Origin of the sequence: Ideonella benzenivorans, assembly GCF_020387415.1 — a bacterium.
Lineage (GTDB): Bacteria > Pseudomonadota > Gammaproteobacteria > Burkholderiales > Burkholderiaceae_C > Ideonella > Ideonella benzenivorans.
In genome coordinates this window covers 544,366-558,066 of the sequence record NZ_JAGWCB010000007.1, presented here as the reverse complement: position 1 = coordinate 558,066, position 13,701 = coordinate 544,366, and the positions used below count along the sequence as shown (strand labels likewise).

13 protein-coding genes and 1 pseudogene are annotated in these 13,701 nt (G+C 68.5%); 2 read left to right on the top strand and 12 right to left on the bottom strand.

All coding sequences use genetic code 11. The features are described from left to right. Window positions 1-3 precede the first annotated feature (3 nt). Window positions 4-1,416, top strand: a complete 1,413-nt coding sequence (locus KGA65_RS05515) for an LLM class flavin-dependent oxidoreductase (protein WP_225862132.1) — start codon at window positions 4-6, stop codon at window positions 1,414-1,416. Here KGA65_RS05515 and KGA65_RS05510 read toward each other — a convergent pair. The 7 genes from KGA65_RS05510 to KGA65_RS05480 form a co-directional block, all read right to left on the bottom strand. Continuing rightward, window positions 1,385-2,569, bottom strand: a complete 1,185-nt coding sequence (locus KGA65_RS05510; RefSeq protein ID WP_225862131.1) for an OmpP1/FadL family transporter — start codon at window positions 2,567-2,569, stop codon at window positions 1,385-1,387. The two genes, KGA65_RS05515 and KGA65_RS05510, sit on opposite strands and share 32 nt — an antisense overlap. A gap of 70 nt (window positions 2,570-2,639) precedes the next feature. Then, a complete protein-coding gene (dmpG, locus tag KGA65_RS05505; protein WP_225862130.1) occupies window positions 2,640-3,698 on the bottom strand; it encodes a 4-hydroxy-2-oxovalerate aldolase in 1,059 nt (352 codons plus the stop codon). 10 nt (window positions 3,699-3,708) lie between these two features. Next, on the bottom strand, window positions 3,709-4,644 hold the full coding sequence (locus KGA65_RS05500) for an acetaldehyde dehydrogenase (acetylating) (RefSeq protein WP_225862129.1): 936 nt from the start codon (window positions 4,642-4,644) through the stop codon (window positions 3,709-3,711). An 11-nt stretch (window positions 4,645-4,655) separates the two neighbouring features. After that, window positions 4,656-5,441: a 2-keto-4-pentenoate hydratase gene (locus KGA65_RS05495; RefSeq protein ID WP_225862128.1), complete on the bottom strand. Its 786-nt coding sequence runs from the start codon at window positions 5,439-5,441 to the stop codon at window positions 4,656-4,658. Between the two features lie 50 nt (window positions 5,442-5,491). Next, window positions 5,492-7,246 carry a bifunctional 3-(3-hydroxy-phenyl)propionate/3-hydroxycinnamic acid hydroxylase MhpA gene (gene mhpA, locus KGA65_RS05490; protein ID WP_225862127.1) on the bottom strand — a complete coding sequence of 585 codons (1,755 nt, stop codon included), beginning with the start codon at window positions 7,244-7,246 and terminating at the stop codon, window positions 5,492-5,494. Next, the gene (locus KGA65_RS05485; protein ID WP_225862126.1) at window positions 7,243-8,253 is read right to left on the bottom strand and encodes a VOC family protein; all 1,011 of its coding nucleotides are present in this window, start codon (window positions 8,251-8,253) and stop codon (window positions 7,243-7,245) included. Before KGA65_RS05485 ends, mhpA begins: the two co-directional genes overlap by 4 nt. Continuing rightward, entirely contained in the window at window positions 8,250-9,125 is an 876-nt protein-coding gene (locus KGA65_RS05480; protein ID WP_225862125.1) for an alpha/beta fold hydrolase, read from the bottom strand. The genes KGA65_RS05485 and KGA65_RS05480 overlap by 4 nt, the downstream gene beginning before the upstream one ends. Before the next feature lie 140 nt (window positions 9,126-9,265). On the opposite strand from KGA65_RS05480, the gene KGA65_RS05475 reads away from it, so the two are divergent. After that, window positions 9,266-9,910, top strand: a complete 645-nt coding sequence (locus tag KGA65_RS05475) for a TetR/AcrR family transcriptional regulator (RefSeq protein ID WP_225862124.1) — start codon at window positions 9,266-9,268, stop codon at window positions 9,908-9,910. Here KGA65_RS05475 and KGA65_RS05470 read toward each other — a convergent pair. The 5 genes and pseudogenes from KGA65_RS05470 to rbp form a co-directional block, all read right to left on the bottom strand. Then, a complete protein-coding gene (locus KGA65_RS05470) occupies window positions 9,898-10,749 on the bottom strand; it encodes an ATP-binding cassette domain-containing protein (protein WP_225862123.1) in 852 nt (283 codons plus the stop codon). The genes KGA65_RS05475 and KGA65_RS05470 overlap by 13 nt on opposite strands. Before the next feature lie 35 nt (window positions 10,750-10,784). Continuing rightward, window positions 10,785-11,579 carry an aliphatic sulfonate ABC transporter permease SsuC gene (gene ssuC / locus KGA65_RS05465; RefSeq protein WP_225862122.1) on the bottom strand — a complete coding sequence of 265 codons (795 nt, stop codon included), beginning with the start codon at window positions 11,577-11,579 and terminating at the stop codon, window positions 10,785-10,787. Window positions 11,580-11,597: 18 nt separating this feature from the next. Further along, complete coding sequence (locus KGA65_RS05460) at window positions 11,598-12,578, bottom strand: sulfonate ABC transporter substrate-binding protein (RefSeq protein ID WP_225862121.1); 981 nt, start codon at window positions 12,576-12,578, stop codon at window positions 11,598-11,600. A gap of 51 nt (window positions 12,579-12,629) precedes the next feature. After that, window positions 12,630-13,169 carry an NADPH-dependent FMN reductase gene (gene ssuE / locus KGA65_RS05455; RefSeq protein WP_225862120.1) on the bottom strand — a complete coding sequence of 180 codons (540 nt, stop codon included), beginning with the start codon at window positions 13,167-13,169 and terminating at the stop codon, window positions 12,630-12,632. Window positions 13,170-13,344: 175 nt separating this feature from the next. Next, window positions 13,345-13,620: pseudogene (gene rbp, locus KGA65_RS05450) on the bottom strand (RNA-binding regulator); the annotation flags it as partial. Window positions 13,621-13,701: the final 81 nt, after the last annotated feature.

Genomic DNA, 13,701 nt, shown 5'->3' with positions numbered 1-13,701 from the left:
CCCATGACCGCTCTCAAACCCCTGCGGGTCAACGCCTTCACCATGAACTGCGTCGGCCACATCCACCACGGCCTGTGGACGCACCCGCGCGACCGCTCGACCGACTACAACACGATCGGCTACTGGACCGACATCGCGCAGCTGCTGGAGCGCGGCCTGTTCGACGGGCTGTTCATCGCCGACATCGTGGGCAGCTACGACGTCTACCAGGGCGGCCTGGACCTGACCCTGCAGGAGGCCATCCAGCTGCCGGCCAACGACCCGTGGATGCTGGTGTCGGCCATGGCCGCCGTCACCCGGCACCTGGGCTTCGGCCTGACGGCCAGCACCAGCGCGGAGACGCCCTTCACCTTCGCCCGCAAGGCCAGCACCCTGGACCAACTGACCGGCGGGCGCCTGGGCTGGAACATCGTCACCGGCTACATCGACAGCGGCGCCCGCGCCCTGGGCCATGAGCGCCTGGTGGCGCACGACCTGCGCTACGACCAGGCCGACGACTTCCTGGCCCTGTGCTACCGGCTGTGGGAAGGCAGCTGGGAGGACGGCGCCGTGCGCAAGGACCGCGCGCGCCGCATCTATGCCGACCCGGCCCAGGTGCATGCCATCGCCCACGACGGCCCCTTCTACCGCTCGCAGGGCGTGCACATGTGCGAGCCCTCGCCGCAGCGCACGCCGGTGCTTTACCAGGCCGGCACCTCGGGGCGCGGCCAGCGCTTTGCCGGCGAGCATGCCGAGTGCGTGTTCATCGCGGCCAACGACCCGGCCGCGGCCCGCGCCACCGCCGGCCGGTTGCGCCAGAGCCTGGTGGCCGCCGGCCGCCGGCCCGAGGACGTGAAGATCTTCGTCGCCCTGTCCGTGGTGGCCGGCGCCACCGAGGCCGAAGCCCGGGACCGCCATGCCGAGTACCAGCGGTATGCGAACCCGGAGGCCGGCCTGGCCCACTTCGCCGCCAGCACCGGCGTGGACTTCGCTCGCTACGGCCTGGACGACCCCATCGACTACAGCGGCTCCAACGCGATCCAGTCGGCCGGCCAGACCGCCCAGCAGCGCGGCTGGACCACCCGCCGCCAACTGCTGCGGCAGTTCACCCTGGGGAGCCGTTACCCCACGCTGGTGGGCAGTGGCAGCCAGATCGCCGACGAGCTGGTGCGCTGGCTGGACGAAGGCGACATCGACGGCATCAACCTCAGCCGCATCGTCGTGCCCGAAACCTGGGCCGACTTCATCGACCACGTGGTGCCCGAGCTGCAGGCCCGCGGCCGCTACCGCACCGCCTATGACGAGGGCACGCTGCGCCAGAAGCTGTTCGGCGCCGGCGACCACCTGCCCGCACGGCATCCGGCCCAGCAGGCCCGCTGGCCCACGGCGGCCAGCGCCCCGCCCATCAATCGAAGCTGTGCTGGTAGCCCAGCATGAGGATGTAGGCCTGGGCCCTCAGGTTGGCGCCGGTGCTGGCGCCCGTGCCCGCTTCAGACCTGCGCGGGTTGACCTCCAGGGCCGCATTGATCTCCGAGCTCTTGTCTGCGCGCCAGGATCCCCCCAGGGTGAACGCTCGGTCGAACAAGGACGGGGTCAGGACGTTCTGGGCGACCCGGGCGCTGCGGATCGGACTGTGGCTCTTGCTGGCACCGACACGCACGGTCCACTCCGGATCCACCGCCCAGGACGCACCGAGCCGGAGCACCGTCTGGTCCCGCCAACCGAAGCCTTGAGGATCCTGCATGACCTTGAGTTCGCCGTAGCGGATGCGCAGCCAGTCGGCTGCAACGGTGACCTTCTGGCCGACATGCCACGCCAGGCCGACGCCGTATTGCTCGGGCAGGTCCAGCCGGCCCGCGCTGTAGGCCAGGAGATCGTCCTTGTAGCCCGAGAACGCCCCCATCCGGGTGCGCGACTTGTAGCTCACCCCCAGGTCCAGGCCCGGCGTCGCCTGCCACAGGGCGCCCAGACGTATCCCGGCGCCCAGGGCAGACTGAGACCCGTGGCTCGGCAAGGGCGCCAGGCCCCCCGGCACCGGGGCGGACACGATGACGCCGCTCACATCCAGCATCGAGTAGGCCAGGTTCAAGGACGCGCCCAGCGACCAGTCAGGGGTGGGCTGCCAGGCCAAGGTCGGGAGGATCTCCGCCACCTTGAGCGAGGACCGGCCCTGGGAAGCGCCCGGCACCGGCAACAGCGCCTGCCCATAGTCGGCCCCGGTGCCCTGGGCGGCGACGGACAGCCCCAAGCTCAGCTGCTCACCGTGTTTCCAGACGATGCCCCCGCTGGGGATGACGATCGTGGTCTTGTTCTGCAGGCGGTTGCCCGGGACCAGGAAGTCGGTGGTCGACTCGCCGTTGAAGACGAACAGATCCAGGCTGTAGGAGGCCGGCAGCAGCGCCAGTCCGGCCGGGTTGTTGGCAGCGGCTTGCGCATCCTGTGGCAGCGCCATGGAAGCGCCTCCCATGGCCGAGCTCTTGACCCCATAGCCGCCCATCTGGATGCCGTTGACGGCGAAGGCGGGCGCGCTGACGAGCAGGGCCGAGAGGCAAAGGGAGCGGAAGCCCCCGCGTGGGCGTTTCGTGATCATGCGATGAACCGTGGGGTTGTCGTGGGATGGGTGGCCACAGGCGTGGCGACGGGTGCCGCGCAGCGCGATGTCAGGCGGCTTCGCTCATCACCGGCGGTGCGTGGAGGCGCTCGTGCTCTTGTGCCTTGAGCAGGTCCAGGGCGACGTCCACGATCATGTCCTCCTGCCCTCCCACCATGCGGCGCCGGCCCAGCTCGACGAGGATGTCCACCGTCTTGAGCCCGTACTTCTGCGCCGCAAGCTCCGCGTGACGCAGGAAGCTGCTGTAGACCCCGGCATAGCCCAGCGCCAGCGTCTCTCGGTCCACCCGCACCGGCCGGTCCTGCAGCGGCCGCACGATGTCGTCCGCGGCATCCATCAGCGTGTACAGGTCGCAGCCGTGGTGCCACCCCAGCCGCGAGGCCGCCGCGACGAACACTTCCAGCGGCGCGTTGCCCGCTCCCGCGCCCATGCCCGCCAGGCTGGCGTCGACACGGTCGGCACCTTCTTCCACTGCGACGATGCTGTTGGCCACGCCCAGACTCAGGTTGTGGTGGGCGTGAATGCCGATCATCGTCTCGGGCTTGAGCACCGCCTTGAAGGCCCGCACGCGGTCACGCACGTCGTTCATGCCCAGCGCGCCGCCGGAGTCGACCACGTAGCAGACGGTGGCGCCGTAGCTCTCCATCCGCTTGGCCTGCTGGGCCAGGCCCTCGGGCGACTGCATGTGGCTCATCATCAGGAAGCCCACGGCCTCCATGCCAAGGTGGCGGGCGTATTCGAGGTGTTGGCGCGAAATGTCCGCCTCGGTGCAGTGGGTGGCCACGCGCACGATGCGGGCGCCTGCGTCATAGGCCGCCTTGAGGTCGTGCACGGTCCCGATGCCCGGCAGCAGCAGCGTGGCGATCTTGGCGTGCTTCACCACGCTGGACACGGCCTCGATCCACTCGATGTCGGTGTGCGCGCCGAAGCCGTAGTTGAAGCTGCCGCCCTGCAGGCCGTCACCGTGCGCGACCTCGATGGAGTCGACCTTGGCGTCGTCCAGCGCCTTGGCGATCTGCATGGCCTGGGCCAGGCTGTACTGGTGGCGGATGGCGTGGCTGCCGTCGCGCAGGGTCACGTCGGAGAGGTAGATCTTCTTGCGGGTCATGCGGTCTCCTTCAGCTGGCCGCCAGCAGGCGGGCGGCCACCTGCTCGGCGGTGCGCAGCGCGGCGCTGGTCATGATGTCGAGGTTGCCAGCGTAGGCGGGCAGGTAGTGGGCGGCGCCTTCGACCTCCAGGAACACCGAGGTCTTGAGCCCGCTCAGGTTCCGGCCGATCCCCGGGATGTTCAAACCGTCGAGCCGGTCGAACTGCACCTTTTGCTTGAGGCGATAGCCCGGCACATAGGCCTGGACATCGGCGGCCATGCGCGCGATCGAGTCGGCGATGGCGTCTTCATCCGCCAGGTCGCTCAGGGTGTAGACCGTGTCGCGCATGATCAGCGGCGGCTCGGCCGGGTTCAGCACGATGATGGCCTTGCCCTTGGCCGCACCACCGACCACCTCGATCGCCTTGGAGGTCGTTTCGGTGAACTCGTCAATGTTGGCCCGGGTGCCGGGACCGGCGCTCTTGCTGGAGATGGAGGCGACGATCTCCCCGTAGTGCACCTTGGCCACGCGCGAGACCGCCGCCACCATGGGAATGGTGGCCTGGCCTCCGCAGGTGACCATGTTCACATTCATGGCGCCCAGGTGAGCCTCTCCATTGACGACCGGGACGCAGTAGGGACCGATGGCCGCCGGGGTCAGGTCGATCATGCGGATGCCGGGCTTGATCGAACGCAGGAACTGGTCGTTGACAACGTGCGCGCCGGCGCTGGTGGCGTCGAACACCACCTCGATGTCGGCGAACTCGGGCAGGCGCGTCAGGCCTTCCACGCCCTCGTGCGTGGTGCCCACACCCAGGCGCCGGGCGCGGGCCAGGCCATCGGAAGCCGCGTCGATGCCCACCATCGCCCCCAGGTCGATGTGCTGGCCGTGGCGCAGGATCTTGATCATCAGATCCGTGCCGATGTTGCCGCTGCCAAGGATGGCAGCTTTGAGCTTGTGTTGCATGGCTCGTCCTGTCATGCGGTCATGCGGCAGCCCACGCGGCCCAATGCGCCCAGCGTGGCCGTGACCTCGTCGCCCGCCGCCAAGGGCACCATGGGGCCCAGCGCGCCCGAGAGGATCACCTGCCCGGCGCGCAACGGCTGCCCGCGCGCGGCCATGGTGCAGGCCAACCAGTGGGCTGCGCGCAGCGGATGCCCGAGGCAGGCGGCCCCGGTGCCCTCACTGCGCACCGTGCCGTTGACCGACATCTGCATGCCCATGCGGCCCAGGTCCAATACCCCCAGCGTCACCGGCTGCAGCCCCAGCACGTAAAGCCCCGAGGACGCGTTGTCGGACACGGTGTCGACCAGCGTGAGCCGCCAGTCCTGCATCACGCTGTCGACGATCTCCAGCGCGGGCAGTGCACAGGCCAGCGCGTTCAGGAACTCACCCCAGGTGGGCGGGTGGGAACCGCCCAGATCCCGCCCGACGACGAACGCCACCTCGGCCTCGACCTTGGGCTGGATCAGGCGGCTCATGGGAATGGCGTCACCGTCCAGGTACTCCATGTCGTCGAACAGCACCCCGAAGTCGGGCTGGTCCACGCCCAGTTGCTGCTGCACGGCCGGCGAGGTCAGGCCCACCTTGAGGCCGACGACGCGGCGCCCCGGCTCGGCCAGACGGACCTTCGTGTTGATCTCGGCCACCGCATAGGCCTGGTCCAGGCCGGCGATGCCGTGGGTCTCCGAGATCCGCGGGATCGGGCGACGGGCGGCGCGCGCACGCAAGATGGCCTGCGCCGCTTGGTGTTCTGCTTGCATGGGTCTTTCCGTGACAGGGGGACAACAGGGCATCGCGTTCGATGGGGCGCTCATGCGGCCTCACGCCAGCGCTCGCCATCCATTGCGATGGGCGCGGAAACGCGCTCGTCCAAGGCTGTGTCTCGGTGCATCTGCCGGGCAAACTCGCGCGTCGCCACGCTCAGTTCCTGACCCGGCCTCAGGGCGAACACGAACTTGTCAGGGCGCACGATCGCCACCGCCCCGTGGCGCCCGCCGGCGGTTTGCCACCAGCGGAAGAAGTCGCCGCCAAGGTCTTCGCACTCCACCAGTTCAGGGGGCACGGCCCGTTCGACACCGGCCCCGTTGGGGCGGCCGCCCAAGGGATACACGGTGATGTAGCGCGCCCCCAGCGTCTGCCACAGCCTGCGCGACGGTTCATCCAGGGTGCTGCGCGGGTCGACACCGGCGCCGATCAGCGCGAAGCCCGGGCCCAGCAGATCGTCCAGCCGCTGGCGCCTGCCATCAGGACCGCGCAGGATCGGCTGCGGCATCAACCGACCTTCCGCCCCCCGCCAGCCCCGGCGCGGCAGGCCGAAGTAGCTCCCGGCCCGATAGATCGGCTTGGGAATGAAATCCCCTTGGCGGACAAAGGGCCCGATCTTGGGCAGACGGACGACCAGCCGGGTCAGCACATTGCGCAGAGCAGTGCCCACCGGATGGGTCATGGACACGAAGCTCTTCATGCGAATGGCTTCGCGGATCATGGCGCTGGCATGCGGTGCCCGCTCCGCAGCGTAGCTGTCGAGGAACCCCGGACCCGCCTGACCGCGCAGCACGGCGTCGAGCTTCCATGCGAGGTTGAAGGCGTCACGGACCCCGGCGTTCATGCCCTGCCCGATGAACTGGGGCGTCATGTGCGCGGCATCGCCGGCCAGCAGCACACGTCCGTCCCGCCACTTCTCGGCCATCAGCGCGTTGAAGGTGTAGACCAGGGTGCGCAGGATCTCGAACTTGCTGACGTCGATGTACTTCGACAGGTAGCGCTGAACATTGTCCGGGGCCGTCATCTGTTCGCGGGTCTGCCCGGGCATCAGCATGAACTCGAAGCGATGATGGCCATTCGGCTGCACGCAGCAGACGGTCGGGCAATCCGGGTCACAGATGAAGTTGAAGTAGGGAAGGTGCCGCAGGCCGTCGTTCGGGTCCTTCACCTGGATGTCCACCACCAGCCACGGATTCGGGAAGTTCTGCCCGGTCATGCCGATGCCCAGCTGGGTCCGGATCGTGCTCCGCCCCCCATCGGCGCCGACCAGCCACCGGGCGCGCACGCACGCCTCGTCGCCACCGGGTGTCGCACGGGCTGGGGCCGTCGTCCCGCCATAGTGGGTGCCGTCGCTGGGCGCGTGGAACACCGCCACGCCATCGGCGTCCTGCGCCAGGCGGGTGACTTCCCGCCCCCGCCGCACGGTCACGTTCGGGTACCGATCCAGCCCCTCGGCCAGCGCGGTCTCAAGAAAGGGCTGGTAGAAGAAGTTGCTCCATGACCAGTCGTGTTCCCGGCGGGTGTTCTTGAGCTGGAACAGAACCGATCCGTTGGGCAGCATCATCTGAACCGGTGCGTCCTGCAGCATGTCGGCCGCCAGGCGATCCGCCATGCCCAGTGACTGGAAGATGCGCATGCACTCGGCATCCGTGAAGACGGCACGCGCGTTGCCGTAGAACTGGGGTTCGCGCTCAAGCACCAGCACCTGGTGGCCGCGCATGCCCAGCGCATGCGCCAGGGTCAGTCCTGTGGGGCCGAGACCGGCGATGACGACGTCGTAGTCGCAAGGAGTAGAGCTCATGCGGGAAGTCTCACGGTGAATTCGGGGTGGGTCAGCGAGGCCAGGCCGCGCCCCATCTGCCCGACCTTGGCGCCCAAGGTCAGGCTTTCCGGGAAATGGCCCCAGAGGCTGATGCCGTGGTAGTGAGCGGGTTGCCAGCCAGCCTCAGCGGCGGCATCGACGATGACCGGGTTCCAACCGAACTCGATCTCGAAGCCGGAGGGTGTCTGCACGTAGAAGGACAGCTCCTTGTCGTTGGGGTGTTGTCCGATCGCATTGGCAATCGGAGCCCCCATGGCGCGCAGGCGTCGGTACGCCTCGGTCACGTCGTCCAGGCTCATGGCCTGCAGGTTCATGTGGTGAATGGCCGTGCGCAACGGGTTCATGCGCCGACCCCGCGTTGCCGCCAGGGCCATGGAGTGGTGGCGGCCGTTGATGCGCAGGAACGTCAGCTCCAGCGTCACGCCATTGAGCCGATCCTCGATCGTGTCCGACACACGCGCATCGAACAGCGTTTGAAAGAAGCGCAGCGTGGCCTCGGGCTCCCGCGTGGTCATGGCGACGTGGCCCAGCCCCATGTCCCCCGTGACAAAGCCACGGGCCTTCATGTTCAACGGGTCGCTGGCGAGCAGCGGAGTGGTGAAGAGCTCGTAGCCCACACGCTTGGGGCCCACAAAGGCCCAGAAGCGTTCGACCCCCCGCTGGCTCGCTTCCTCCCCATGGACCTCGTGCACCGCGATCCGCGCCTCGCGCAGCCGGCGGAGCATGAGCTGCAGCGCCGCTTCATCGTGCAGCTGCCAGCCCATCGCCACAACATCTTCGGCCGCACCGTCGCGAAGCACGATGCGGCGCTGATGCGAGTCGATGCGCAGCGCGAGCACGCCATCCGAGGTCATGTCGGAGTGGACGCCGAGCCCCTCCCCCGCAAAGCGCTGCCATTCGGCGAGCTTGCGCGACTCGACCACCAGGTACCCGAGGCTGATGCGTCCGAACAGGCTTCCGACCGAGGGCGTGGCGGCGGCCCTCATGTGCCGCTCCGTGCCAGGTGACCCGCCCTCAGGAAGGCCGAGACCGACGCGTTGAACTCGTCCGCACGCTCCCATTGCACCCAATGGCCGGTGCGACTGAAGAGGAACAGGTCGGCCGCCGGCAGCCTGGCTTGCAGCGCGGGACCGGCGGAGCTCGGGTTGACGCGGTCCTCCAGGCCCCACAGGATGAGCGTCGGGTGGTCGAAGCTCGACAAATGGGGATTCAGCAGGAAATCCATGCGCTTGAAGGCCTCGGGGTCCTTCGGCAGGCGCAGCGGCGGGTTGGCCACCACCGCTGGATCGACACTCGACGCGAAACGCTCGCGCAGCATGTCCTCGCTGATGCTGCTGGCGTCGTAGACCAGGTCTTGCTGGATGAAGCTGCTGAGCTTCTCGTAGGTGGGTCCCTCGCCGGCGTAGTAGGTCAGCAGCCGCAGCAGCCCGGGCGTGGGATTGCCCTCGGCCATGCCGATGCCACCGGGCCCCATCAGGACCAGCCGGTCCACCCGCTCCGGTTGCTCCAGCGCGAGTCGCAGGGCCACCGCGCCGCCGAGCGAGTTGCCCACCACATGGGCGCGTGGAATGTCCAGAACATCCAACAGGGCGCTCATGCTCGAGGCGATGTCCCCGAAAGGGTCCGCTGCCTGAATGTCCTTGCTCGAGCGGCCATAGCCGGGCATGTCCGGCACAAGCACCCGGAAGTGCTGCGCCAGGGCCTCGACATTGCGCGCGTAGTTGGACAGACCCGAGGCGCCAGGACCTCCGCCGTGCAGCATCAGCACGGGCGGACCTGAACCCAGTTCCGTCAACCACAGCTGTCGCGTGCCCACGGTGACGATGCGGGAGGTGGAGGGGGTGTGAAGGTCTGGCATGAGGCTCTCGGGATGGGAAGGGGATGGAACAACTACATAACCGTTCTTAACTGAACATAAGTGTTCAATACGAGACGTGTATGCGCATCCTCGTTTTCCCTATCGATGTCTAAAATCGCGCAACTTGGAAATTTTTGGACATGACTGTCAAAGCAGCCCTCCTCCCGCCGAACCAGGCTCGACAACGGATCCACGCCGCGGCGCTGAAGCTCTTCACGGAACGCGGCATCACCAAGGTCAGCGTCAGCGACTTGGCGAATGCCGCAGGGATGGCCCGAGGCACCATCTACAGTCACGTCCCCGATGTGGAGAACCTGTTCGGAGATGTCGCGGCCGCGCTGTCGCGCGAGATGACCGCACGGGTCATCGCCGGGTTCACGGGCGTCAGCGACCCGGCACAGCGGCTGTCGATCGGGGTGCGCCAGTACATTCGCCGCGCGCACGAGGACCCCTTGTGGGGACGGTTCGTGAGCCGGTTTGGCTTCAGCCCCTTGGTGATCGAGGACGTCATGGGCAGCCAGCCGCAACGCGATCTTCAAGCGGGCATTGAGGCCGGGCGCTATGCCATTGGCCTCGATCAGCTGGTGACGGCCGTTGCCATGCTCAGCGGCAGCACCTTGGCGGCGATGCTGCCGGTGCTCGAGGGGCATGTCACCTGGCGGGAAGCCGGTACGGACGTCGCCGAGCTGCTGCTCGTGGGACTGGGCGTGGACCGCGCCGAAGCCAGACAGCTGGCCCGCTGCGAGCTCCCGCCCCTGGGGCCGCCGCCCAGTCAGGCGCTCTGACGGGAGTCCGTGTTCAGGACCCGGGCGAGCACCTGGTCTTCCAGCGCGGCAAAGGCCGCCGTGCCCCGCGCGCGCGGTCGCGCCAGGTCCACCGCCGTGTCCGCGGCCACCCGCTGCCCTTCGATCAGCACCACGCGGTCGGCCAGCGCCACGGCCTCGCCCACGTCATGGGTCACCAGGATGGCGGTGAAGCCCTGGCTGCGCCAGAGCCGTTCGATCAGCTGGTGCATCTCGATGCGGGTCAACGCATCCAGCGCACCCAGCGGCTCATCCAGCAACAGCAGCCGAGGCCGGTGCACCAGGGCCCGTGCCAGGGCCACCCGTTGGCGTTGCCCGCCCGACAGCACGGCGGGCCATTCCTGCGCCCGATCGGCCAGGCCCACCGCCGCCAGGGCGGCCTGCGCGCGGGCCCTGGCGTCGGCCCCGGACAGGCCCAGCGCCACGTTGTCCAGCACTCGCTTCCAGGGCAGCAGGCGCGCATCCTGGTACATCAGGCGGACCGCCGCATGGGTCTGCCCATGGTGGGCTTGGCCATCCAAGGTCAGACTGCCTTGGTCCACCGATTCCAGCCCGGCCACCTGGCGCAGCAAGGTGCTCTTGCCACAGCCACTGCGCCCCACGATGGCGACGAATTCGCCGGGGACGATGTCCAGGTCCAGTTCCGACAGCACCACCCGCTCGCCATAGCGCTTGCCGAGCCCCCGCAGGCTGACGGACAGGCCGGGGGCGACCTGCCGCTCCACGGGCACCGGCACGTTCACATGGGCCTCGGCGCCGAGCCAGTCGTTCCAGGTCTGGCCCAGGCTGGCCGCCGCCAGACTGGATTCGAAGTAGGCCATCGGGGGCTCCTTGTGAAAGTTTCAGGCGGCCGGGCTCAGGCCTGCGGACGACGCGAGGGGTGCCAGGGCAGCCACCAGGCTTCCAGGCCGCGGGCCAGCAGGTCCGCCCCCTTGCCCAGCAGCGCATAGAGCAGGATGCCCACCAGCACCACGTCGGTCTGCAGGAACTCGCGGGCATTCATCGTCATGTAGCCGATGCCGGCCTGGGCCGAGATGGTCTCGGCCACGATCAGCAGCACCCAGGTCAGCCCCAGCGAAAAGCGCAGGCCCACCAGGATGGAGGGCAGCGCCCCGGGCAGGATGACCTGCCGGTACAGGGCTCCGCCCGACAGGCCATAGCTGCGGGCCATCTCGATCAGGCCAGGGTCGACGGCCCGGATGCCGTGAAAGGTGTTGAGGTAGATGGGAAAGAAGACCCCCACGGCCACCAGGAACAACTTGGCGCTCTCGTCGATGCCGAACCAGAGGATGACCAGCGGGATCAGCGCCAGGGCCGGGATGTTGCGCAGCATCTGCAGGCTGGTGTCGAGCAGCGTCTCGGCCGGCCGCAGGGTGCCGGTCAGCAGCCCCAGCAGGAGGCCGGCGCCGCCGCCCAGCGCCAGCCCGCCCAGCGCCCGTCCGGTGCTGACCGCCACATGGTGGCCCAGCTCGCCGGAGCTCAGCAGGCCCCAGAAGGCCGTCACCACGGCATCCGGCGCCGGCAGCACCCGGCTGGCCAGCCAACCCTCGCGGGAGGCCAGTTCCCAAACCAGCATCAACAGGGCCGGCAGCAGCCAGGGCAGCCCGCGGCCCCCCCAGCGGCGCCAGAAGGACACAGGGGTCTGGGCCATGTCAGGATCTCCGGCCGGTCAGCGGGTGCCGCGCGGCAGCGCGTCCGCCACGCGGATGGGTTTGGGGATGAGTTTCAGCGCCGCAAAGGTGTCGGCCACGCGCTGCTGATCCGCTGCCACGGCGGCGGTGACCGGCTGGACGTTGAACTGGTAGCGGTGCAGGCTGGCCCGCACGATGGCCGCGTCCAGCCCCTGCAGCGGCGCGATCAGCTTGGCGGCCTCGTCCAGGTGGGTCTTGATCCAACGCCCCTGCTGCACCGTGTCCTCGAACAGGGCCTGGATGACCTGGGGGTTGCGCGCCGCATAGCGCCGCTCGGCCAGATAGAAGTTGTAGTCGTTGACCACGCCACGGCCATCCGCCAGCTGCCGGGCGCCGATCTGTTGCTCGGCCGCCGCCAGGAAGGGGTCCCAGATGACCCAGGCATCCACCGCGCCGCGCTCGAAGGCGGCGCGGGCGTCAGCCGGCGGCAGGAAGATGGGCTGAATGTCGGTGTAGGCCAGGCCCGCCTTCTCCAGCAGCTTGACCAGCAGGTAGTGGACGTTCGAGCCGCGGTTGAGGGCCACCTTCCTGCCCTTGAGCTCGGCCACGCGCTTCAGCGGGGAGTTCTTCGGCACGATCAGGGCCTCGGCCTCCGGCGCCGCGGGATCGAAGCCCACGTAGACGAACTGTGCCCCGGCCGCCTGCGCGAAGATCGGCGGCGCCTCACCGACGAAGCCGATGTCGATGGCGCCCACGTTCAGGCCCTCCAGCAACTGGGGACCGGCCGGAAACTCCACCCACTGCACCGTGATGCCTTGCGGCGCCAGGCGCTTTTCCAGCGAGCCCAGCGACTTCTGCAGGGTCAGCAGGCTGGCGGACTTCTGAAAGCCGATGCGCAACCGCTTGTCGGCGGCCTGCGCCCAGGCGGCCCCGCCAGCCAGGACACCGGCACCGACGGCCAGCGCCTGCAGCCAGGCCCGACGGGGGGAAGAGAAAGAAACATGGACTGCGGAAAACATGGCACCCCGAACGCAGACGAGAGACAGGAGATGAAAGCGCGGAGGGGGCCGTCAGGCCGCCAGGGCCAGCGCCACGTGGTCCGCGGTCCAGGGGGCCAGGGCCCGTTCCAGCCGGTGCAGCACCGCGTCGACCGGTTGATGGCCCTGTTCATTGCGCACGAACTGGGTGTCCTCGGCGTAGACCACGTCCAGGATGTGCCGCGCCCCCAGCGCCGACAGCACGGGCTTGAGGGCGTAGTCCAGCGCCAGCAGATGGGCGATGCTGCCGCCGGTGCCCAGCACCAGCACCTGCTTGCCCTGCAGGCCGTCTTGCGGCAGCAGATCCAGGAAGGCTTTGAGCACGCCGCTGTAAGCGGCCTTGTAGATGGGGGTGGCGACGACCACGAGATCGGCCGCCTGGACCTGCTCAACGGCAGCGACGACCGAAGGATCACGGAACTCGGCGCGCAGGATCGCCTGCGGGGGCAGTTCCGAGATTTCAATCAACCGGGTGTGTCCGCCGGCCGCTTCCAACTGGGTCAGGGCCTGGCGCAGCAGCGCCGTGGAACGGGAGGGGCGGGTGGGACTGCCCGCAATGCCGACGATGTTCATGGTGAAGTCCGTGTGTTGAGATCAACAGGGCTTCACCTTAGCCAGCGGGCTGGCCAGGAACAACGAAGGAAATCCGTCTTGGATATCCGGTTCACGCACGCAGCAACCGTGCGTGCGTGAACCCTTCATCCGGCCAGGAGGCCGGATGGATCAGCCACGATCAGTAGCTGCGACGACCGCCGCCGAAGCCCGACGGGCGCTCTTCGCGCGGGCGGGCCACGTTAACGACCATGTCACGACCGTCGAAGGACTGGCCGTTCAGACCACGGATGGCCGCCTGGGCTTCTTCAGAAGAACCCATCTCCACGAAGCCGAAGCCCTTGGAGCGGCCGCTGTCACGGTCCATCATGACCTTGGCCGAACCGACCTGGCCATAAGCCGCGAAGTGGCGTTGAAGATCGTCGTCGCCCATGGAATAAGGCAGATTGCCGACGTAGAGCTTGTTGTCCATGATGGACCCTTTCAGAAATGCCGCGTTCTCTGGATCACCGGCTGCGGCAGCACATGGCAATCAGTTGTGGCCCGGGATGGG